14 protein-coding genes are annotated in these 22,800 nt (G+C 44.2%); 8 read left to right on the plus strand and 6 right to left on the minus strand.

What is annotated here, in order from left to right:
- Positions 1-292 precede the first annotated feature (292 nt).
- The gene (locus C1N53_RS15185; RefSeq protein ID WP_168194040.1) at positions 293-3,997 is read right to left on the minus strand and encodes a PAS domain-containing hybrid sensor histidine kinase/response regulator; all 3,705 of its coding nucleotides are present in this window, start codon (positions 3,995-3,997) and stop codon (positions 293-295) included.
- A 672-nt stretch (positions 3,998-4,669) separates the two neighbouring features.
- On the opposite strand from C1N53_RS15185, the gene C1N53_RS15190 reads away from it, so the two are divergent.
- Positions 4,670-6,568, plus strand: coding sequence for a DNA polymerase III subunit gamma/tau (locus C1N53_RS15190; RefSeq protein WP_137760120.1), 1,899 nt, complete (start codon positions 4,670-4,672; stop codon positions 6,566-6,568).
- A gap of 169 nt (positions 6,569-6,737) precedes the next feature.
- Entirely contained in the window at positions 6,738-9,695 is a 2,958-nt protein-coding gene (locus C1N53_RS15195; RefSeq protein ID WP_137760121.1) for a pitrilysin family protein, read from the plus strand.
- Positions 9,696-9,821: 126 nt separating this feature from the next.
- Here the strand turns inward: C1N53_RS15195 and C1N53_RS15200 are convergent, their stop codons facing one another.
- Positions 9,822-12,050 (minus strand): NADP-dependent isocitrate dehydrogenase, encoded by a 2,229-nt coding sequence (locus tag C1N53_RS15200; protein WP_137760122.1) that lies wholly within the window; start codon positions 12,048-12,050, stop codon positions 9,822-9,824.
- A 550-nt stretch (positions 12,051-12,600) separates the two neighbouring features.
- Between C1N53_RS15200 and C1N53_RS15205 the strand changes: the two genes are divergently transcribed.
- A complete protein-coding gene (locus tag C1N53_RS15205) occupies positions 12,601-13,659 on the plus strand; it encodes a GDSL-type esterase/lipase family protein (RefSeq protein ID WP_137760123.1) in 1,059 nt (352 codons plus the stop codon).
- A gap of 13 nt (positions 13,660-13,672) precedes the next feature.
- Here C1N53_RS15205 and C1N53_RS15210 read toward each other — a convergent pair whose 3' ends face one another.
- Positions 13,673-14,341: an alpha/beta hydrolase gene (locus tag C1N53_RS15210; protein ID WP_137760124.1), complete on the minus strand. Its 669-nt coding sequence runs from the start codon at positions 14,339-14,341 to the stop codon at positions 13,673-13,675.
- Between the two features lie 165 nt (positions 14,342-14,506).
- On the opposite strand from C1N53_RS15210, the gene nfi reads away from it, so the two are divergent.
- The 3 genes from nfi (at position 14,507) to clpB (ending at position 18,480) form a co-directional block, all read left to right on the plus strand.
- Positions 14,507-15,190, plus strand: a complete 684-nt coding sequence (nfi, locus tag C1N53_RS15215; protein WP_137760125.1) for a deoxyribonuclease V — start codon at positions 14,507-14,509, stop codon at positions 15,188-15,190.
- A gap of 80 nt (positions 15,191-15,270) precedes the next feature.
- The gene (locus tag C1N53_RS15220) at positions 15,271-15,654 is read left to right on the plus strand and encodes a GxxExxY protein (protein ID WP_137760126.1); all 384 of its coding nucleotides are present in this window, start codon (positions 15,271-15,273) and stop codon (positions 15,652-15,654) included.
- A gap of 204 nt (positions 15,655-15,858) precedes the next feature.
- A complete protein-coding gene (gene clpB, locus C1N53_RS15225) occupies positions 15,859-18,480 on the plus strand; it encodes an ATP-dependent chaperone ClpB (protein WP_137760127.1) in 2,622 nt (873 codons plus the stop codon).
- Positions 18,481-18,649: 169 nt separating this feature from the next.
- Here clpB and C1N53_RS15230 read toward each other — a convergent pair whose 3' ends face one another.
- Positions 18,650-19,018 carry an STAS/SEC14 domain-containing protein gene (locus tag C1N53_RS15230; RefSeq protein ID WP_137760128.1) on the minus strand — a complete coding sequence of 123 codons (369 nt, stop codon included), beginning with the start codon at positions 19,016-19,018 and terminating at the stop codon, positions 18,650-18,652.
- A gap of 151 nt (positions 19,019-19,169) precedes the next feature.
- Between C1N53_RS15230 and C1N53_RS15235 the strand changes: the two genes are divergently transcribed.
- Positions 19,170-19,604 (plus strand): nucleoside deaminase, encoded by a 435-nt coding sequence (locus tag C1N53_RS15235; RefSeq protein ID WP_137760129.1) that lies wholly within the window; start codon positions 19,170-19,172, stop codon positions 19,602-19,604.
- Here C1N53_RS15235 and C1N53_RS15240 read toward each other — a convergent pair.
- Both C1N53_RS15240 and C1N53_RS15245 read right to left on the minus strand, forming a co-directional pair.
- Positions 19,591-20,706 (minus strand): Gfo/Idh/MocA family protein, encoded by a 1,116-nt coding sequence (locus C1N53_RS15240; protein WP_137760130.1) that lies wholly within the window; start codon positions 20,704-20,706, stop codon positions 19,591-19,593. The genes C1N53_RS15235 and C1N53_RS15240 overlap by 14 nt on opposite strands.
- 56 nt (positions 20,707-20,762) lie before the next feature.
- Positions 20,763-21,980: a lactonase family protein gene (locus C1N53_RS15245; protein WP_137760131.1), complete on the minus strand. Its 1,218-nt coding sequence runs from the start codon at positions 21,978-21,980 to the stop codon at positions 20,763-20,765.
- A 214-nt stretch (positions 21,981-22,194) separates the two neighbouring features.
- On the opposite strand from C1N53_RS15245, the gene C1N53_RS15250 reads away from it, so the two are divergent.
- Positions 22,195-22,788, plus strand: coding sequence for a HupE/UreJ family protein (locus tag C1N53_RS15250; protein ID WP_137760132.1), 594 nt, complete (start codon positions 22,195-22,197; stop codon positions 22,786-22,788).
- The last annotated feature ends 12 nt before the right edge of the window (positions 22,789-22,800 follow it).

Raw genomic sequence — 22,800 nt, forward strand, 5'->3', positions numbered from 1 at the left:
CCAGTTGCAGATAAAAAACATTAATATCTCAAAAAGGAGGTTTATATATAACAATTTCAATTTTAGAATAAGTAACATTTTTAAAATGAATGCTTACATAGGATTATACCTACAATAGGTACTATCGTAGCTAAAACCTGATCTTTTTCGATGGGAACGCCTAAGCTATCCGACGCACAGATAGTTAGATATAATGTGTATGTAACACAAAAAAGGCTTTTGCCTTAGAACAACCCGCTTTGTTTTGGGTCAATCTAAAGCAAAAGCCTTTTAATGTTACGGCAAAAGTTAATCAGGCAATAGCAAGATCAGTTTTTAGCTGTTTTACCACCTGCATTGCTATTGCAGTTACCTGCTGAATTTTTGCTTCGATATCCGAAAGATTAGTTTCTTCCTTTGCATCACGTTCAATCTCTCTTATTACATCCTTTAAGCTGGAAATGCCCGTTAAATCAATAATAGACTTTAGCTCATGTGCAGAAGAACTTACTCCTTTCCAGTTACCGCTACGCTGATGTTGCTCCATGGCAGCAACGGTTTTAGGCACTGAATTTACAAACAGCTCTTTTGTTTTGGTAACTATATCCTCATTCCCACGCGCCATGCTGTAAACTAGGGCAAGGTCATACAATGGAGTAGCCGGCATCTCTGCCTCCTTCATTTGTTTCTGCTCTTCCCCTATAACTGTATGATCTTTCTGCTGCACAGGAAGCAACTCTTTGATCTTTACAAAAAGCTTCTCCTCTTCAAATGGTTTAGAAATATAGTCGTTCATTCCCACCTTCAGGTACTTTTCTGCATCCCCTTTTATAGCGTTTGCAGTTAAAGCAATAATAGGCGTTGTAGCCTTTTTATGATCCGGTAGCTTTCTTATTTCACGGGTAGCGTCCAGGCCATTCATCTCCGGCATCTGGATATCCATCAAGATAACATCATAGTTAAACTGAGAGGCCAGCGCAACAGCCTCTTTTCCACTTACAGCTATATCTATCTGAGCACCCCAACCTTCTACAATAGATTGCGCTAGGTAAATATTTATTTCATTGTCTTCGGCCAGCAACACACGAATGTTTCTTAGCTCTGTATAATCAATCATTGTCTCCTCTTCTTTCACTATGGGCATACTGCTCTTCTTGTACGTAAGCCTGAACTTAAATATACTTCCTTTTCCCTCTTCACTTTCAACAGAAATACTTCCATTCTGCAGCTCCACCAATGTTTTACTAATGTTCAGCCCAAGCCCTGTGCCCCCATACTGTCGGGTTATGCTCGAATATGCTTGTGTAAACTCTTTAAAAATATCTTCTATTTTGGCTTTTGGAATACCTATACCAGTATCACTTACCAGAAACTCGAGTTCTAAAGCATCAGATGTTTCCTGTAGAACTTCTACATGAAGGGCAATGCTGCCCGTTTCAGTAAACTTAATTGCATTATTCAACAGGTTCAGCAATATCTGGTTCAATCGGTACGGATCGCCAATCAGCATCGGATTATCAATCGGTTGCATCTTGAGTATATAATCCAGCTCTTTTTCTTCTGCTTTATATTTCAGAGTTTGATAAGCAGCAGTAACCGTTTCGGCCAGGTTAAAAGGAATTTGCTCGATTTCAATTTTGCCAGCCTCTATTTTAGCCATATCCAGGATGTCGTTAATGACAACCAGCAGGTTATCGGCAGACCGTTTAATTACATCGAGGTAGTTTTGCTGGGTAGCGTCCAGTTTCGTCTTATTAAGCAATCCTGTCATACCCAGAATACCATTCATAGGTGTTCTGATCTCGTGGCTCATGTTGGCCAGAAAGTTTTCTTTAACCCGTGCAGATTCTTCAGCAGCCTCTTTTGCCTTTTTAAGCTCTTCTTCAATCTTCATCCTATCGGTAATATCCTGCGCAATACCTATAACATAGGTATCCTCCTCCCCCTGTTCCTGTACTTTGTAGTTCTGGTAATACAGGTAGCGCTTCTCCTGCTGTTTATTAAAGATCGCCAGCACTCCATTCACTACAACTTCCTGCCGTATACGTTCCAGATAAGAGTCCGCATTTGCCTGGTGGCTGACTGGAAAGAATTTAAATATCTCTTTGCCCAGCATCTCTTCCTCTTTATATCCTAGCTTTTGCAACAGGTACGGGTTTACAGACAAAATACGTCCTTCCATATCATGGCTTAAGATGTAGGCTTGGCTATGTTTAATAAGCTCTCTGTACTTCTTCTCACTATTCTGCAGGTCTTCGCTTACTTTTCGCCGTTCTGTTATATCTCTGGAAGAGGACTGTAGTTGCACTACCTCTCCCTGCGCATTAAGAATAGGTTTGATAATACACTCCATCCAGATGTATTCACCGTTCTTTTTCCGCTCCCGATGCCGGATAATAGTATTTACTTTCTCATCTACTGCTTTCTTGTATCCTTCTTCAAATACCCTTTGCTGATCTTCAGGATGAATATTCTTATAAGGATCTGTGCCTATTACTTCTTCCTGTGTATAGCCAAGAACTTCTGTAACAGCAGTAGAAACAAAAGAATATGTACCATCCAGCTCATGCAGGCTGATTATATCTTTTGAGTTGTCTGATAATAAACGATATAGCTCCTCCCGCCTCTCTAGTTGTTCTTTAGAAAACTTCTCCTGTGTTACATCAGTGGATATACCTAATACGTTTACTTCGCCTGACTTTGTAATTAAAGGTTTCTTTGTAGTTTTAAGCCAAACAACTTCTCCATCTCCTTTCGTAAACTTCTCCTCAAAAGTAAAGCCTTCTAATTTCAGAAGTACCTTCTGATCCATATCTCGGAAAAAATCAGCTTCATCAGTCTGTTTATGAAACTGACGATCTGTTTTACCTATGATATCTTTTACCTGCAAGCCTAAGCTTTCCGCAAAAGTTCTATTAACAAATGAATAGGCTCCTTTTTTATCTTTTACGAAGATGAGGTTCGAGCTTGTATCCATCACCTGCCTGATGAGTTCGTCTTTCTCTTCAACCAGAAGTTCAGCCTCCCTTTGCTCTGTATAATCCCTTACAATTACCAGCACCTCATCAGGTTTATATTTAACTATCCTGGACTCACAGTACTTTTTTCCCTCCTGCGTCATAAAGTCATACTTTATGGTAGCAGACTTGCCTGTTTCTAAAACTTCTTTAAACAGTTGCAACATTTTATCTGCCAGTTGTGGGGGCAGGTAACTTCTGATATTATTCCCTATGATCTCACTATCAGATGCCACAGCCGGCACTTGGGTAGAGTTATTCATCTCTAAATAATACCCATTTCGATCAATAATAAACACCAGGTCAGGAATTGCATCCAGAATAGCTTTGTTTTCAGCTTCTCTTGCTCGTATTTTCTCTTCTGCCTGTTTAAGCTTTGTTATATTAACTCCGTTCACAACCAGCAGCTTTACATTGCCTTTGGTACTAAGGCAAGGACTCACACGACGAATGTAATGCACTGTTTCACCCTCACGGGTTATCAAAGACTCTTCATATTCTACAAAAGCCTTCTCCTGTAGCACTTTCTCCACATGCAAAGCACGATATGAGCTTATATGTGCCGGCAACTTACGGAAAGCAGTATATTCGTCGTTTGTTTTTCCGATAATCCACTCCCGAACTTTTTTACTCTTTACAGCAGCCGGATTTACATATTTAAACCTTAGCTTTTTATCATAAACAGCTATATCCGAGGAGATGGTATCTAACACATTTGCATAGAATTTTATCTCCTTTTCAAGCTTTTTCTCATGTTGTTTCTGAGCGGTAATATCCCGGAACAACCAGACTTTTAGATGTTCCCCAAGCTCTGGAAAATCATTAAAAAAATCACGCTCTACCACCCTGCCATCAGGCAAATTAAACTGCTTATGTATTTGCTCATTGCCAGAAACTACATCTTTTACTGAAATATGAGGCTCCAGAAAGCGAATAGATTTACCTGTATACTCACCTTCAGGAGCAGGTAAATTGAAAAGGAGGGAAAACGGCTTGTTCATGTAACAAATAACTTCAGCAGCATCTACAACTAATAATGCATATTGAAGCCTGTTAAACAGAGCAGGCAATAAAGAAGAGATTAACTTTTGTTCAACCATAACCAAAGCAGTGGGTTAATTGTACTTTTCAAAACTATATCAACACTACCAAATCCTAGTCTACTTCAGCACATCACAATTCGCTCACTTTCAGCGATTAAATAACTTAATAAACAAAAGCTTTTACCAATACAAATTCAGTACACAAAGTAAGTGAAATAAACCAATATCTACAGCTACGGAAACTTTATAAATCACAAAATAAAACCTAACATAAATTAATTACAGTTTAAACATTAAACCCTTATTATCAACACAAAAAATATAAAAAACTCTTCTTCAGCTTATCACTTCTAACTTCACATGATTATATTATTAAAAAATCTAACACACTTTAATCAGATCAGGAATAGGCTTATATTCCTGGCACCTACGAAAGCTTTTATAAAATACGCTTACACAAATACGTTACAAAATTCAGCCTCTAGTTGAGTCTTCTTTAAAATAGAATTTAACAAATATATATTTTAACTACATACAACCTGCTTATTCCTTTTTGGTGGATAACTGTATGGATAAGTAATGGAAAAATAGCACTCCCATCTCACCTTCGGATTGATTATCTTTGTAGTAATGGAAAATTTTGTAGTATCAGCACGTAAATACCGTCCGTCTACATTCGATAGTGTAGTAGGGCAACACCATATTACCAATACTCTGAAGAACGCTATTAGCAGCCACCATCTGGCACAGGCGTTCCTTTTTTGCGGTCCCAGAGGAGTTGGTAAAACTACCTGTGCCCGTATCCTGGCAAAAACCATTAATTGCCAGAACATTACTCCGGAAACAGAGGCTTGCAACGAGTGTGAATCGTGCCGCAGCTTTAACAGCAACAGCTCTTTTAACATCCACGAGCTCGATGCTGCCTCCAATAACTCGGTAGAAGATATCCGCAACCTGGTAGAGCAGGTGCGTTATGCGCCACAAACAGGCAAGTACAAGATCTATATTATAGATGAGGTGCACATGCTTTCGAACCAGGCCTTTAATGCTTTCCTGAAAACGCTGGAAGAACCGCCTTCCTATGCTATATTCATTCTGGCTACAACGGAACGCCACAAAATCATTCCTACCATTCTGTCGCGTTGCCAGATATTTGATTTCAACAGAATACGTATCGAGGATATGGTGCGCCACCTGGGTAATATCGCCCGGAAGGAAAACATACAGGCCGAACCAGATGCGCTGCACCTGATCTCGCAGAAAGCAGACGGTGCTCTGCGCGATGCCTTATCTATTTTCGATCAAATGGTTACTTTTTCCGGAAGCAATGTAACATACAAGGCTACGGTAGAGAACCTGCACATACTCGACTACGACTACTATTTCCGCCTGACTGACCATCTGCTGTCACAGAACCTGTCAGGTGCTTTGCTGTTGTTCGATGAGATTCTGAAGAATGGATTTGATGCGCATAATTTCCTGATTGGCATAGGCGAACATTTCCGCAGCCTGCTGGTTTGCAAAGACAGCGCTACGGTGCAACTCCTGGAAGTGTCAGATAATATAAAGGCACGTTATGCTGAGCAGTCGGCCCATGCCTCTGTTTCGTTCCTGCTGTCGGGCCTGAACCTGGTAAGCACCTGCGATATGCACTACAAAAGCAGCAAAAACCAACGGCTGCACGTTGAGCTTTGCCTCATGAAAATGGCTCATTTAAACGCTGCCATCAGCTTTGCCAGGGAATTTGAACAAGGAGCAGCACCAAAAAAAGCTAAGGTAGCGGCCCAGGCACCAGCCCCTACCCATACACCAGGTGCCGGCACTGTTCCTTCTGCCTCGCTACAACAGCCAGGTGTTGCGGCACCATCGGTTAATGGCAGAGAACCACAGGGCGGCGGCATTCCTTCGGGAGGATTGCAGCAGCCTTCTAACGGAACTGTGCCTTCTGCCGATTTACAGCAAGCCCCGGCTCCACAACAGGTAACGCCTGAGGCACAGGTAGCTCCAGCCCAGGCAACCGCTGAAAAGCCTCGCCCTGCGGCAGCGCTGCCACCGCAAAAGAAGCTTAGCAAATTACCAAGCCTGAAAGACCTGAACCAGACAATGGCGGCACCAACCACCACCGTTGTAGCAGAGGAAGAGGAGGAGCAAAATTACGGCACTCTTGTGCCTGTAGACCAGGTAAAGCTGAAAACAGTGTGGCATGGTATCCTGCGCCGCAAGAAAGAGGAAAACATGATGGAGTATACGCTCCTGAACCGCCAGTACCATGTAAGCGACCAGAATGAACTCACACTTCACCTAGAAAACAATGTGATGCTGGACCAGTTCACCAGCCTTCGCCCCGCCCTGTTGGCCGAACTCAAAAATCAGTTGGGTAACCGCTCTATTAAGCTGAAGGCGGAAGTAATAGAAATGCAGCACGAACAGAAGCTGTATACGTCACAAGATAAATTTAACTATTTAGCAGAGAAATATCCTGTGCTGGTCGATTTAAAGCAACGCCTCGGCCTTGATGTAGATTTCTAATTCACTATAAATCTTATATTTGTATTTATAGCTACAGATCCGGCTACGGCATTGCCAAATCTGTAGCTATAAAATATTTACGCATCCGTCGGATGAAACCACTTACAGGTTATGTCTGCTGATTGTACACCTTAATTGTTAACATCTACTTCTTAATTTTTTAAAACACGTGAAAAAAGGATTGTCCCTGTTTTTGATTGCGTCCGCCTTTACGTTTACGCAATGTAAAAACGAAGCATATCAGTCGCAGTCTGCCACAGACACAGCGACTACTCCTTCTGCCCAGAAGGAGTACAAGTACGAAACGGTAGAAAACGACCTGCTCAGTGCCCGTATCTACACCCTGGATAATGGCCTGAAGGTATACCTGACAGATTACGAGGATGCTCCACGCATTCAAACATATATTGCGGTGCGCGCAGGCAGCAAAAACGACCCTGCTACAGCTACAGGTCTGGCACACTACCTGGAGCACATGGTATTTAAAGGCACTTCCGAACTCGGCACACAGGACTGGGCGAAGGAAAAGGTGGAGCTGGACAAAATTGAGGCACTTTACGAGAAGCACCGCAATACAACGGATCCTGCTGCCCGAAAAAAAATATACCACCAGATTGACAGCATTTCGGGTGTAGCGGCAACTTACGCTGTTGCGAACGAATATGACAAAATATTAGGTGCCATCGGAGCAAAAGGCACCAATGCCTACACTTCGGTTGAGCAAACGGTTTACACCAACGATATTCCATCTAACCAGCTGGAGCGCTGGGTGGAACTAGAGGCAGACCGTTTTTCTGAAATGGTACCGCGCCTGTTCCACACAGAACTGGAAGCTGTATACGAAGAAAAGAACCGCTCTCTGGATAACGACGGCTGGAAAGTGATGGAGTCGCTGAATGCAGCGCTTTTCCCAACGCACCAGTATGGCACACAAACCACTATCGGTACAATAGAGCACCTTAAGAATCCATCTATCATCGAGATCAAGAAATACTTCGACACGTATTATGTGCCGAATAACATGGCCATTGCTCTAAGTGGCGACATTGATTTTGACGAGGCTATCCGGGCCATAGACAAGCATTTCGGCAAACTGCAGCAAAAGCCTGTACCGGCTTATAATGTAGCGCAGGAGAAGCCTATTGCACAACCTGTGGTAAAAGAAGTAGCCGGCCCGAGTGCCGAAAGTGTGGCTATCGGCTACCGTTTCCCTGGTATGAGTTCCCGGGATGCACTGGTACTTAGCATGATCAGCAGCATTCTGTACAACGGGCAGGCGGGCCTGATAGACCTGAACCTAAACCAGCAACAGAAAGTGTTGCAGGCATATGGGTACGACAACCAGATGAAAGATTACTCTGTTTTCCGTTTGGGAGGCTCTCCACGCCAGGGCCAGAGCCTGGACGATGTTAAGAATCTGCTCATGTCGCAGGTAGAACTGGTAAAGCAGGGCAAGTTTGAAGACTGGCTGATTCCAGCCATCATCAACGATAACAAAATATCGCTGATGCAGTCGTATGAAGACAACAGCAACCGTGCAGATGCTTTTGTAACTGCCTTTATTTATGGCATGGACTGGAAAGACTATGTGAACAGACCCGCTGAGTTTGCCAAAATTACGAAGCAGGATGTAATGGAGGTGGCTAACAAATACCTAAACAACAACTATGTGCTGGTATACAAGCGCACCGACAAAAATGCCACAGCCGAGAAAGTTGAAAAGCCAAGCATTACTCCTGTACCTGTTAACCGCGATGCACAGTCGGAGTACTATAAAAACTTTATGGCGAAGGATGCTCCTGCCCTGGAACCGGTTTTTGTAGATTACGAAAAAGACATTCAAAAGGCAACTCTGAAAAATAACATCCCGCTGCTATACACCCAGAACAAGGAGAATGGCCTGTTCCAGCTATACTACATCCTGGACATGGGCACCAACAACGATCCTAAATTGGGCATGGCTGTGAACTACCTGCGCTACCTGGGCAACGACAAGTATAATGCAGAAGAACTGAAGAAGGAATTTTACAAACTGGGCACTTCATTTAACGTGTCTTCTTCCGGCGATCAGGTATATGTAACGCTGTCAGGGCTTGACGAAAATTTTGAAAAAGCACTGGCGCTGTTTGAGAATACGCTGCAGAACCCGAAACCTGACCAGGCGGCATTCGACAACATGGTGGCTGGCATATTAAAAGCGCGCAGCGATGCAAAATTAAACAAAGGCATTATCCTGAACCAGGCCCTCGTTAGCTATGCCAAGTATGGCCCTAAGAATCCATTCACGACAAATTTATCAGAGAAGCAGTTAAAAGCCGTGAAGCCACAGGAACTGGTAAGCATCATTAAGAGCATTCCAACTTACGAGCACCGTGTGCTATACTATGGCCCACGTGAAACAAATAATCTGGTAGCAGCACTGAATGCAGGCCATATAGTTCCTGCCAAACTAAAACCAACTCCAGCGGAGAAAGAATACGCAGAACTGGAAATAAAGCAGCCAACCGTATACTGGGTAGATTATAACATGGTGCAGGCAGAGTTACTGTTCCTTAGCAAGTCTATTCCTTATAATGCAGCCATGGCACCAACTATCAGAATGTACAACCAGTATTTTGGATCTGGCATGGGCTCTATTGTGTTCCAGGAACTGCGTGAGTCTAAAGCCTTGGCTTACTCAGCTTACTCCAGCTACAGTACAGCTGCCAAAAAAGATCGCTCGAACTATATTCTATCTTATATAGGCACACAGGCCGATAAGCTGCCTGAAGCTATGGCAGGTATGCAGGAACTGCTTAACAACATGCCATTGGCCGAGCAGAATTACGAAATTGCGAAGGCATCGCTGCGTAACAGCATTTCGACAGAGCGCATCACTAAATCATCTATTCTGTTCGACTATGAGCGGGCAAAGCGTTTAGGCATAGACTATGATATCCGCAAAGACGTGTATGAAAGTGCCAACAGCCTGACCTTTGATCAGATGCAGCAGTTCCAGCAGCAGTACATTAGAAAACAGCCACAGGCAATACTGGTAATCGGCTCTAAAGACAGGCTTAACTTTAAAGAACTTGAGAAGTACGGCAAAGTGAAACAGCTGACTTTAGAAGAGATTTTCGGATATTAATTACCTGCCTTCTCCTACACACAGGAGAAGGCAGGTTTTATTGCATACCAGATATCAGTTATAAAAGAAAGGCTGCCCGATATTAATCGGGCAGCCTTTTTCTTTTTATGTGGTAAATTATACTCTTTAGAAGTTAGCTAAAGCAGCATTCAGCGTCTCGCTTGGTCGCATGGCCTTACTTGCCTTCTCAAAATCAGGATGGAAATAACCACCAATATCCACTGGCTTGCCCTGTGCCGCGATCTGTTCTTCAACAATCTTCGCTTCGTTCTCCGTTAGCTCCTGGGCCAGTTTAGAGAACCTGTCTTTCAGCTCCTGGTCTTTTGTTTGCTCGGCCAGTGCCTGTGCCCAGTATAAAGCCAGGTAGAAGTGGCTGCCACGGTTATCGATACCGCCCACTTTACGCGAAGGAGATTTATCTTTCTCCAGGAATTCAGCATTTGCCTGGTTCAGTGCTTCTGCTAATACCTGTGCTTTTTCATTATTTGTTTTGTAAGCCAGGTCTTCCAGAGAAACCGCCAATGCCAGGAACTCACCTAAAGAATCCCAACGCAGGTAGTTTTCTTCCATGAACTGCTGCACGTGCTTAGGCGCAGAACCACCGGCTCCTGTTTCAAATAAACCACCGCCATCTAAAAGTGGCACAATAGAAAGCATTTTAGCGCTTGTACCTAACTCCAGAATCGGGAACAGGTCCGTCAGGTAGTCGCGCAGCACGTTGCCAGTTACAGAGATAGTATCCTGACCAGCTTTTGCACGCTCGCAAGAGTAACGCATTGCTTCTACCGGAGACATAATTTTGATTTCCAGGCCATTTGTATCATGATCCTGCAGGTAGCGCTCTACCTTTTTAATCAGGTTTGCATCGTGTGCTCTCTGCGGATCCAGCCAGAAAACAGCAGGTGTGCTGGTAATTCTCGCCCTGGTTACAGCCAGTTTCACCCAGTCCTGAATAGGCAGGTCTTTTGTCTGGCACATTCTCCAGATATCGCCTTCTTCTACTTTATGCTCCATTAGGGTGTTACCGGCAGCATCCACTACTCTTACAGTACCTGCTTCTGCAATCTGGAAAGTTTTATCGTGCGATCCATACTCTTCAGCTTTCTGAGCCATCAGACCGATGTTCGGAACAGTTCCCATCGTTGTTGGATCGAAAGCACCGTTTTCCTTATGGAAATTAATTACTTCCTGATAAATACCGGCATAGCTTCTATCCGGGATAATGGCTTTTGTATCGTGCAGCTGGCCATCTGGCCCCCACATTTTACCAGAAGAGCGTATAGCCGCCGGCATAGAGGCATCAATGATCACATCACTTGGCACATGCAGGTTTGTGATGCCTTTATCAGAGTTTACCATAGCCAGCGCAGGACCGTTTTTGTATGCTTCCTGTATATCGGCTTCAATAGCAGCCCGCTGATCTTCCGGCAACTTCTGTATCTTATTGAATACATCGCCCAGACCATTGTTCGCATCTACACCTAGTTCTTTAAATACAGCAGCATGCTTCTCAAACACATCTTTAAAGAACACAGTAACAGCATGTCCGAACATAATAGGATCAGACACTTTCATCATAGTTGCTTTCAGGTGCAGCGATAACAGCACGCCAGAAGCTTTGGCATCAGCTATTTCTTTTTCAAAGAAAGCTCGTAACGCCTTTTTGCTCATTACGGATGAGTCTATTACCTCTCCTGCTTTTAATGACAGGTTATCTTTCAGAACTTTAGTAGTACCGTCAGCACCAACAAACTCAATTTTAACAGCACCGGCTTCCTCCATTACAACGGATTGCTCGCTACCGTAAAAATCGTTTTCAGTCATGTGCGCCACATGAGATTTAGAATCTGAACTCCAGGCACCCATAGAATGCGGGTTCTTTTTAGCGTATTGCTTTACAGCATCTGCCACACGGCGGTCGGAGTTACCTTCTCGTAATACAGGGTTTACTGCACTACCTAATATTTTGGCATATCGTGCCTTTGCTTCTTTTTCGGCATCATCTTTTGGATCTGCAGGATAATCAGGAATATTATAGCCCTGTTCCTGCAGCTCTTTTATAGCTGCCGTTAACTGCGGAATAGAAGCACTGATGTTTGGTAATTTTATTATGTTTGCTTCCGGTGTTTTTGCTAACTCACCTAAATAAGCCAGATCATCTGTTTGTTTCTGATCTTCGCTCAGGTTTTCTGGAAAGCTTGCTAAAATTCTACCCGCTAGGGAGATATCTCTTGTTTCTATTTCGATACCAGCAGCTTTCGTAAACGTCTGCACAATCGGCAAGAAAGATTGAGTTGCCAGAGCAGGAGCTTCATCGGTTATGGTGTAAACAATTTTCGCTGTTTTTGTTGCCATGTTGTTCTCTTAGTTTGATTTATATCACCTTCAACCAGGAAGGCAAATACAGATTATAGTTCTTACTTTATTTGTTGAAAACTTAATTACACTAGAAATTACAGCTGCCACAAACTTTTCACTTCCTTACGGCAAACGGAACTCATGCCTTATGTGATAAATCTCTTTACAGGCGCATCACAGCAGGAGCATCTGCATAAAAGAAGGAGCAGGTCTGGTCATAAAATTTTGTATTACTTAATCAGGCTGTTTTTTCCAACAAGCTGTTTAAGTAGCAAATATAAGAGTCTTTTTTATACTTTGGCCATACATTATAAACCCATTGAAACCTTGGTGCTGAACAACAAAGGCAAGCATTATCTTCTTAAAAAACACCTATAACGTTAGCCACTGAAGCTACGAGTACACCCTGAGAAAAGATTTGCCAATCTGCAGGATTGGTTCACAATATACCTAGCTATAATTACATAAATTCCAATTTGCCAGCGAAACCTATTTTAAGAAGCGCCGTAGCATAATGGCATTGCACCAACTACAGTAACCGACCTACATGAAATCCCGCTTCTTCACCCTTATTAAACCGGCTTTACTGGGCCTCATGCTTTTCTTTTATAGTGTTGTTGGCAATGGGCAATCCAGAATTGTTTGCATTGGCAATTCCATTACCCAGGGAAACCAGAACACTTATAGCTACAGGTACTTCCTCTGGAAAAAGTTGCTCGATATAGACGCCGACTTCAAATTCGTAGGATCATTAAATCAAAACAATAATGGCAACCCTGAGTGGCCTGCCTATGCAGGTAAAACCTTCGACAGTGCGCATGAAGGGCGTTGGGGTTGGAGCACCAAACAGGCTTTATATGGCCACGAAGACAACAAGGAAGAAGGCACACTGGATCAGTGGCTGCAGGGATATGTACCTGATATTGTACTGTTACACTTCGGAACCAATGATATGTTCCGGAATCATTCTATTCCTGCTACCCTGGACAACCTGCGTGAAATTATTGCCAAAGTAAGGGGAAGAAACGCCAGGGCTGTTATACTCCTCGCCCAGCTGATACCTGCCAATCCGGAAACAGTAGGTCCTCAGCAAGCCGAAAATATAGTTAACCTGAACAAGGAAATTCCTGCGCTGGCTGCAGAGTTGAACACAGCTGATTCCCCTGTCGTGTTAGTTGATCAGCATTCTGGGTTCGATCCTACTCCAGGCAAAGATACGTATGACGGAGTACATCCGAATGCTTCGGGAGAAGAGAAGATGGCTGAAAAATGGCTGCAGGTTGTGAGACAGTTTGTTAAAATAAAATCTGTAACGCAAACAGGCAAAGATATACTGACAGAAACAGGTATGCTGCTTTATCCCACGGTCGCATCTCAACAGCAAATTACAATAGAACTGCAGGATTTAACACCTAATGAGCTGCTACGGCTCGAAATTTACTCTAAAGAAGGCAAGCTTCTGCAGCAGCTTAATGAGAAAGTAAACCAGACAGGCACTTTTACAAAAAGGCTACAGCTATCGAATAAGTACGCCTCCGGTATTTATTTTATGCGCATCGTATCTGCTGATCGCGTACAGACAAGAGAATTTATAATCGCACAATAATCCCCCCATACCATTAAGGCTGATTTTGCCTGAGAGCATGCTGTTTACCAGGTTTCAGGTATTTTCTGTACCAGTCTGTAGCCAGCTGCGCCGCCATCTCCAGCTTTCCGAGATCCTTAAATACGTCTTTTGTATCCGGTATAATCTGCAGGTCTTTGATGCTTTGCAGTTGCTCCTGCACTTGTATATTCAGAGCAAGCGCTTCTTCATTTAAGCCCGCTACAAGTAAAAGTACCGGCGCATGTATATCTGTTAAAACCGGAGCTGCCAGAGCTAGTGGCCCTCCTATACTCACCACAGCACCCAGTTCGGTACCTAAGGCAGCTGCAGCCCCTAAAGCAGCAGCAGCTCCGGCACTTTCGCCCAGATATCCGATATTTAAATGACTGGTTAGTTCTTCTCGCTGTAACCAGCCAGTTACATTCACCAGGCGGTCAGTTAGCAGCGCAATATCTGCTTCGTCTTCTGCTGATTCTTCTTCGTTATCGGCCAGCAAATTAAATAATAGTGTGGCAAAACCACTTTGCTGCAGGTGATGCACTAAAAATTTGTTTCCTTCGCTTAGCCTGCGTTTGTGGCTGCTGTTGGAAAAAACAACTATGCCGTGTGCGTTATCCGGTATAAACAATGCGGCTTCCAGTTCTATATCACCTATCCCTATTTTCAGTGTATTATCTGCCATTTTCTTATTTTTTGCTGTATACCTCTTACGCCCTTGCTTCTGACAAGGTTAAACACTTACACTAATCTTGATATAGGTTAAGCTCGTAAGCGCATAAAGTTATATGCTGTTGCGGTAGCTCTCCGCTCAGCCCGAAAGAAAGCAGTTATACTTAATATTTTAGAAATGGCTTATTACAGACAATTTGATGCTCCCCCACCTGATCCTCTTCTTGTACAGGAGCTAACGAAGCAACAGCAGGAGATGCAGCAAAGGGTTATGATTCAAAAGCCTGATTTCAGCCTAAAATTTATAGCAGGCTGCGATTCTTCTTTTATAGGTGAAGACACGATCCTATCGGTATTTGTATTACTGACATATCCTGGCCTGGAAGTACTGGAAAAGGTGTGGCATCATGGCCGGGTGGAACTGCCTTATATACCAGGCTTTCTGGCTTTTCGGGAGGCTCCTAATCTATTGGAAGCTTATAAAAAGCTCGAGCAAACGCCTGACCTGATTATGGTTGACGGACACGGCATTTCGCACCCGCGCCGCCTGGGCATTGCCACGCACCTGGGCCTGCATCTAGGCAAGCCCACCATGGGGGTAGCCAAGAAGGTACTGGTAGGTAAGTACAATGAGCCTGCTGCTACAAAAGGCTCTCTATCTCCCTTAGTCTATAAAAATGAGGTAATAGCCAACGTTCTTCGCACAAAGGATAATGTAAAGCCGGTATTTGTTTCGCCCGGCCATTTAATTGACCTTGAAACTGCCACAGAAATCGCCATGGCCTGTGCTATAAAACATAAACTCCCGGAACCAACCAGATTGGCCGATCATTACGCAGCTGTTTTTAAGAGGGACGTCTGAATCAGGATTTGGGGGATTGATAAGGATGAGCAGGATTTTTTTTGATTTAAAAGATAAAAAGATTAATTCCAATAGAGGCGATGCTGCTAGATGATGTAACATACAAAATAATAGGATGTGTGATGAAGGTGCATAACACGCTGGGGAGTGGCTTCCAAGAGGTAATTTACCAGCGCTGTTTAGCTATTGAAATGCAGCAGGCAGGGCTGAACTTTGAGCGGGAGAAGGAGCAGGTAATTTACTATAATGGCGTGGAGATCGGGAGCCGTAGAGCAGACTTTATTGTTGAGAACAGCATCGTAATAGAGTTGAAAGCTTTAGTGAACCTGGAAGATTTACACTTAGCCCAAGCAAAAAACTATACCGTAGCGTATAACTTCCCAGTCGGCCTGCTCATCAACTTTGGCGCTCTCAGTCTTCAATACAAGAAAGTCTTCAACAACAGCTACAAACCTAATTCATAATTTTTTTATTCCTGAATCATTGAAATTAAATCCTGTTCATCCTTAGCAATCCCCCAAATCCTGATTCAGACATTTTGGCTGCATTCCCTAAAATTGCTTCTCCAGAATATGACATAATTACATCTACTTCACCTAAAAGTACCATTGGTGCGTAAGTTGCTAGTATTATAGCAAGAGTAAAACTATAGGAAACAGGATAAAGAAATGAACTTTAATAACTATACAATCAAAGCGCAGGAGGCCATACAAAAGGCCACTGAGATAGCAGGCGGCAATCAGCAGCAGGCTATCGAAACTGGGCATATTTTAAAAGCGATTCTCGAAACAGACGAGAACGTGACTAACTTCCTGCTGAAGAAACTAAACGTTAACAGTAATATGCTTAACAGCAAGTTAAACGAAGCTGTTAACGCATATCCCAAAGTAACAGGAGGCGGAGGCCCATACCTGGCAAACGATGCCGCAACTGCACTGCAAAAAGCTACCTCTTTTCTAAAAGAGTTTGGTGATGAGTATGTAGCTATAGAGCACGTGCTCTTAGGTATTTTAGCAGGTCGTGATAAAGTAGCAGGCATTATGAAAGATGTCGGCTTTAATGAGAAAGACCTTAAAAAAGCGATTAAAGAATTACGAGGCGGCACAAAAGTGACTGACCAGAATGCAGAGGCAAAGTATAACTCTTTAAAGCGTTATGCCAAAGATCTGAACGAGTTGGCGCGTGCCGGTAAGATTGATCCGGTAATTGGCCGTGACGACGAAATTCGCCGTGTACTGCAGATCCTGAGCCGCCGCACCAAAAACAACCCGGTATTGCTGGGTGAGCCTGGTGTAGGTAAAACTGCCATTGTAGAAGGCTTGGCACAACGCATTGTGGCCGGTGACGTGCCCGAGAACCTGAAGTCGAAGACTTTGATGAGCCTGGACATGGGCCTGCTGGTGGCAGGTGCCAAGTATAAAGGTGAGTTCGAAGAGCGACTGAAAGCAGTAATCAAAGAAGTGATAGATGCGGAAGGAGAGATTATTCTTTTCATCGACGAAATTCACACCTTGATTGGTGCCGGAGCAGGTGGTGAAAGTGCCATGGACGCTGCTAACCTGTTGAAACCAGCTTTGGCACGTGGTGAACTACATGCCATCGGTGCGACTACGCTGAAAGAATACCAGAAGTATATCGAGAAAGACAAAGCATTGGAGCGACGCTTCCAGGCGGTAATGGTGGATGAGCCAAGTGTGCCGGATGCCATTTCCATACTTCGCGGTATCAAAGACAAGTATGAGCTGCACCACGGCGTGCGCATTAAAGACGATGCGATCATTGCCTCTGTGGAATTATCGAACCGCTACATCTCTGACCGCTTTTTGCCCGACAAGGCGATTGACCTGATGGACGAAGCGGCTGCCAAACTCCGTATCGAGATTGACTCTTTGCCAGTGGAACTGGATGAGATTCAGCGCCGCATCATGCAGCTGGAAATTGAGCGCGAGGCTATCCGCCGTGAAAACGACAGAGACAAAGAAGCTTCGCTCTCTAAAGAGATTGCCGATTTGAGCGGCAAGCGTGATGACCTGAAGGCTAAATGGCAGAATGAAAAGCAGATTATTGAAGGGCTGCAGAAAGAGAAAGAGAACATTGAGCAGTACAAGCTGGAGGCCGAGCAGGCCGAACGTGCCGGTGACTATGGCCGCGTAGCAGAGTTACGTTATGGTAAAATTCAGGAAGCCGAAGCTAAGGTGAAGCAACTGCAGGAGCAGGTACGCGAAATGCAGGGAGAGAACCCGATGCTGAAGGAAGAGGTAAACGCTGAGGACATTGCCGAGGTTGTAGCCAAATGGACAGGCATCCCAGTAAGTAAAATGCTGCAGAGCGACCGCGAGAAGCTGTTACACCTGGAGCAGGAACTAGGCAAACGTGTAGCAGGCCAGGAAGAGGCCATTGAAGCCATTTCTGATGCCGTGCGCCGTAGCCGAGCCGGTATGCAGGACCCACGCCGTCCAATCGGGTCGTTTATCTTCCTGGGTACCACGGGTGTAGGTAAAACAGAGCTGGCCAAAGCCTTAGCCGATTACCTGTTCAACGACGACAACGCCATGGTGCGTATCGATATGAGTGAGTATCAGGAACGCCACGCGGTTAGTCGCCTGATTGGTGCGCCTCCGGGATACGTAGGTTACGATGAAGGTGGTCAGTTAACCGAGGCTATTCGCCGCAAGCCCTACTCTGTGGTGCTGCTCGACGAGATTGAGAAAGCACACCCCGATGTGTTTAACATCCTGCTGCAGGTGCTCGACGATGGTCGACTGACAGACAGCAAGGGCCGTGTGGTGAACTTCAAGAATACTATCATCATCATGACGTCTAACATTGGCTCGCACATTATCCAGAGCAATTTTGAGCAGATGGATGAGTTCAATAAAGACGAAGTGATTGAACGTACGAAGGATGAGGTATTCGATCTGCTGAAAAAATCGGTAAGACCAGAGTTCCTGAACCGCATCGATGAGCTGGTGATGTTCCGTCCGCTGAGCCGTGGAGACATCAGAAAAATTGTGGATATTCAGTTCAAGCACATCCAGCAGCGGTTAGAAGAAACAGGTATACAGCTTATCGCAACCGATGAGGTACTGGATTACCTGGGTGAGCAAGGCTTTGATCCACAGTTTGGTGCCCGTCCGCTGAAACGTGTACTGCAGCGCCAGATCCTGAACGAGCTTTCGAAGGATATCCTGGCCAACAGAATCAGCAAAGATTCTGTGGTGGAAGCAGTACTACTGGAAGGCAAGATTCACTTCATTAACGTGGATATTGAGCTGCCAACGGAAAAGTAATTTAATTAAGTTTAAAAGTTTAGCTGTATAAAAGCCTCGCCGTTTGGTGAGGCTTTTTATTTTTAAACTACAGTCAACTCATGGTGTTTATCCGGCTTGAAAGATTTTGCTTGCTGCATAGCAAATGTTTCTGGCACAGACACTCATAGGTCTGATAGACGCTGTGAGATCACTCCTCCTCCTGCACCCAAACCATCGCCTCCTCCTTTTCCTCCAGATCAAAATAGCGAACACCTTTCTTCTTTACAGGACTAATCAGCTTTGCCGCCCACTCCTGCCACTTTTTCTCACCTACCATGGCTACCCGACCATAGTCCAGCCCGTGCACTACATCAAACAAGCCATTTTCGATGGCGGCTACAGGGCTTAGCTGCGTCAGGTCCAGGTCTACCATTTCATAGTATAAATGCGTCTCCTTATATCTGCCCATCAGGTTGCGTAGCAGGTTGCGGTATTGGTCGAAATCAGCTATGGTAAGTGCATGGCTTACCCGCACAGCCAACAGATTGTCTTTAGTATCTGGCAATATTTCAAGCATAACATTCTTAACTATAGATGCTGATGTTTTATACGAACTGAAAAGTATTTAGCCGAAGTGTTGCCTGCCCCTCCTGCTGCAAGTTTATGATTGCCTTAACTTGCGCCTTTGCGCTTTCTGAGTATCTTTATCAGAACCAAAAATGTATGTTATGGATGAATTTATGCAACTAGCCATTGCCGAAGCACAAAAGGGACGTAGCGAAGGCGGTATCCCTATTGGTTCGGTGTTGGTAAAAGATGGCAAAGTAGTAGCGCAAGGGCACAACAAGCGAGTGCAGGAAAATAACCCGATTTTACACGGCGAAATGGACTGCCTTAACAATGCCGGCCGTATTGGCAGCTACCGCAATACTGTTATTTATTCTACCCTGATGCCCTGCTTCATGTGTGCAGGTACTATTGTGCAGTTTAAGATTCCGAAAGTTATTGTAGGCGAATCTCAAACATTCAGTGGTGCACGCGAGTTTATGGAGGCGCATGGGGTGGAGGTAGTTGATTTAAACCTGCCAGCGTGTGTTGAAATGATGCAGCAGTTTATTGAAGAGAAACCGGAGCTCTGGAATGAGGATATTATGGAGCTTTAAGCACCTGATCTTTCAGATAAACCTTTCTGCCATCTCGGGCCGACTGCTTGGCTGCTTCCAGTATTTTTACTACAATAAGATTGTTCTCCAGAGACGAGAGATCATTGGCAGGATTAATTTCACCTTTGATAACTGCTGCTAAGTAACTGATATAATCCTGATCAGGTTGAGCTAGAGGCTCAACCTCTTCTATTTTATAGGCACTGTCATCCTTTAACTTTTTTCTCAGGCTTCTGTTATTAACAGCCTGTAAGTAACCCGTCTGCCCAAACACCTCCAGGTCTTTAATATTGAATGGCCAATTCCAGGACGCCTCCACAATGCCTGTCGCTTTGGAATACTCCAGCACAATAGTCGCGTCATCATCAACTTTAGGATACAGGTCTGGCTTTACTTGCTTCGTAACGGCCATAACTGAAATGGGCTCCTCCCCTTTCATAAGCCACGTCATGAGGTTGGCACCATAACAGCCAAAATCTATCAGGGCTCCGCCTCCGTTTTTTACAGGGTCAGTCAGCCACTCCAGGAACTCTTTGCTACAGCCAATTTCCTTGGGCCCCTGATGCCCGTCATGCACTACCATTTTTCGTATCTCACCAATAGCACCTTCCCGACCGGCCATATCTTTTACTTTCTGATTGCTCGGATACCAGGTAGTTTCATAGTTGGTTAATAAGTGGATTTTATGCTGCCGGGCAAGGGATGCCATTCTTTCTGCATCCTTTACAGTGGTGGCCAACGGTTTTTCTACCATTACATGCACACCCAGTGGAGCGCAGGCCTCTACTACTGCCAGGTGTTCAGCTATAGCATTGTAAGCAAGCACAGCATCCGGCTTTTGGCTTTTCAGCAATGTTTTAAGGTCTTTGTAAAATAAAGAAGAAGCCAGCTTGTATTGTTTCTGGTAACGCTCCACCAGCGCCTTGTTATGCTCCGCTATCCCCACAATAACAACATCGCCTTTTTTTGCCCGCTGAAAAGCTTCATGCACATGGTCATGGCTTAATCCTGCTAATGCAATCTTCAGCGCTCCCTGCGCATACCCTACCGAAGAACTAACCATAGCCATTCCTATTAACAAGAACCAGAAAACTCTTTTCATAACCAGGAAAATATGAGTAAAATAACAAAACAGGCTTAACTCAGGAGCGGCAGGTATTATTCTACCACCTTCAGGCAAACAGGCTTACTCACTTCTACCTCATGACCTGTTGCCGTAAGCTTGCCTGTATCTTTGTTTCTTTTGAAAGACACCACCTTATTGCTGCGCTCATTGGCCACCAGCAAAATATTACCTGTCAGGTCAATGGTAAAGTCGCGGGGCCAGTCTCCGCCTGTAGACACATGCTCTACTAAAGTTAAGTTGCCTGTGCTTTCATCAATCGCATATACTACTATACTGTTGTGGCCGCGGTTAGAGCCATACAGGAACTTCCCATCAGCAGATACTTTTACGGCGGCGCATTGGTTGTTTTCTGTAAAGTCTTCAGGCTTGGTCGTAATGGTTTGGATTTCACTGAATGTACCGTTATCGCTGTTATAAGCCAGCGCCGTCATGGTAGAGTTTAGTTCGTTGATGGCGTAGGCGTAGCGGCCATTCGGATGAAAAGCCAGGTGGCGAGGCCCAGAGCCAGGTTTTGCAGCATATGCTATTGCAGGATTGTTAGGTGTGATAGCACCCTTCGCTGCATCTAACTTGTATCCTATAATCTGGTCAGCACCTAAATCAACAGAAAATGCATACTTGTTGTCAGGGCCAGGTTGTATGAAGTGTGCATGCGGTGCTTCCTGCCGCTCTTTGTTCGGGCCAGTTCCGGAATGCTTATTGGTAGAAACATGCGCACTCAGCTCCCCGTTTTCCTGCACCTGGTAAGAAGCTACATTACCGCCCGTATAGTTTGCCACCAGCACCATTTTGTTTGTGGCATCTAAAGAAATATGGCAGGGAGCTCCTCCCAAAGTAGGCTGTCTGTTCAGTAAAGTAAGGTTTCCGGTTGCGCTGTCTACTGCAAAGGCACTCACAGCACCACCTTCCTGTCCCTCATATTCTGACGTTTCGTTTACAGCATATAAGAATCGTTTATCTTTATCTAGTGCCAGGTACGACGGATTTTCTCCACCCTTTGCGGCACTTACACGTGTCAATTCGCCTGTTTCAGGATTCAGGCTATACAAGAAAATACTTTCACTGTCTGCCTCTGCATAAGTACCTATATAGACCATAGCTGCTTCGTTAACTGTTGTTGTTTCGTTACCAGACTCCTGCTGCTCCGAACCGGAAGAGTTGCAGGCAGTAAAAATCATCATTGCACACATCAGGCTCAATGCTGTTCCTTTTACAAAAGTAAAGCGCTTATGGTTATTCATTCTTTTCATGTACTATCTGTTTTAAGTGAATAGTTGCACAACCTTCGCCCAAAGGGCTGGCTTGCTATAAAAACACTACAAAGTAGCAAATATTACTCTTTTAAGATGCTTCTGTTACAATTTATTATTGTCCGCTTCTTTACGCAATAATTCTCTTGTTGCTAATTATCCGATAAATATATAATTTGCAACATTGTAACATAAACTATATTCCAAAACTGATTTGTCTTCACAATTCTGGACCTACCTGCAGCTGGGCTTCCATCATATCTACGATTTCGGCGCGTACGACCATATGCTGTTTTTAGTAGCGCTTAGTGCTATTTATACTTTAAGCGACTGGCGAAAAGTAATTGCGCTGGTAACCAGCTTTACCATCGGGCATTCTATCACCCTGGCGTTATCTACGTTCAATATCATTAAATTTGATTCTGCACTGATAGAATTTCTGATACCGATTACCATACTCTTTACCTGCCTCACGAATTTTTTCAAAATGAAAGGCGCTGCAGCAAAACAACACCCGATCTGGTCGCTCCACAACCTGATGGCCATTTTCTTCGGCCTGATTCACGGCATGGGCTTCTCAAATTTCCTGAAGTCTATCCTGGGCAGAAACAGTAAGATATGGGAGCAGCTATTGGCTTTCAATATTGGAATCGAACTAGGCCAGTTACTTATTGTAGGCATTATCCTGGTAGCCGGATTTCTGGCAATGAACCTCTTCAACCTGAAAAAAAGAGACTGGATTCTGGTACTTTCCAGTGCAGCAGCAGGTATTTCCTTGATTTTGATTATGGAAAATAATATCTTTTGAGTTTAAACATTA

It is taken from the genome of Pontibacter sp. SGAir0037, from assembly GCF_005491705.1.
Lineage (GTDB): Bacteria > Bacteroidota > Bacteroidia > Cytophagales > Hymenobacteraceae > Pontibacter.

Bases quoted from the DNA above. Each gene is read 5' to 3' on its own strand.
- C1N53_RS15185 (WP_168194040.1), bottom strand. From the start codon at position 3,997: ATGAACAAGCCGTTTTCCCTCCTTTTCAATTTACCTGCTCCTGAAGGT.
- C1N53_RS15190 (WP_137760120.1), top strand. From the start codon at position 4,670: ATGGAAAATTTTGTAGTATCAGCACGTAAATACCGTCCGTCTACATTC.
- C1N53_RS15200 (WP_137760122.1), bottom strand. From the start codon at position 12,050: ATGGCAACAAAAACAGCGAAAATTGTTTACACCATAACCGATGAAGCT.
- C1N53_RS15205 (WP_137760123.1), top strand. From the start codon at position 12,601: ATGAAATCCCGCTTCTTCACCCTTATTAAACCGGCTTTACTGGGCCTC.
- C1N53_RS15210 (WP_137760124.1), bottom strand. From the start codon at position 14,341: ATGGCAGATAATACACTGAAAATAGGGATAGGTGATATAGAACTGGAA.
- nfi (WP_137760125.1), top strand. From the start codon at position 14,507: ATGGCTTATTACAGACAATTTGATGCTCCCCCACCTGATCCTCTTCTT.
- C1N53_RS15220 (WP_137760126.1), top strand. From the start codon at position 15,271: ATGCTGCTAGATGATGTAACATACAAAATAATAGGATGTGTGATGAAG.
- clpB (WP_137760127.1), top strand. From the start codon at position 15,859: ATGAACTTTAATAACTATACAATCAAAGCGCAGGAGGCCATACAAAAG.
- C1N53_RS15230 (WP_137760128.1), bottom strand. From the start codon at position 19,018: ATGCTTGAAATATTGCCAGATACTAAAGACAATCTGTTGGCTGTGCGG.
- C1N53_RS15235 (WP_137760129.1), top strand. From the start codon at position 19,170: ATGGATGAATTTATGCAACTAGCCATTGCCGAAGCACAAAAGGGACGT.
- C1N53_RS15240 (WP_137760130.1), bottom strand. From the start codon at position 20,706: ATGAAAAGAGTTTTCTGGTTCTTGTTAATAGGAATGGCTATGGTTAGT.
- C1N53_RS15245 (WP_137760131.1), bottom strand. From the start codon at position 21,980: ATGAAAAGAATGAATAACCATAAGCGCTTTACTTTTGTAAAAGGAACA.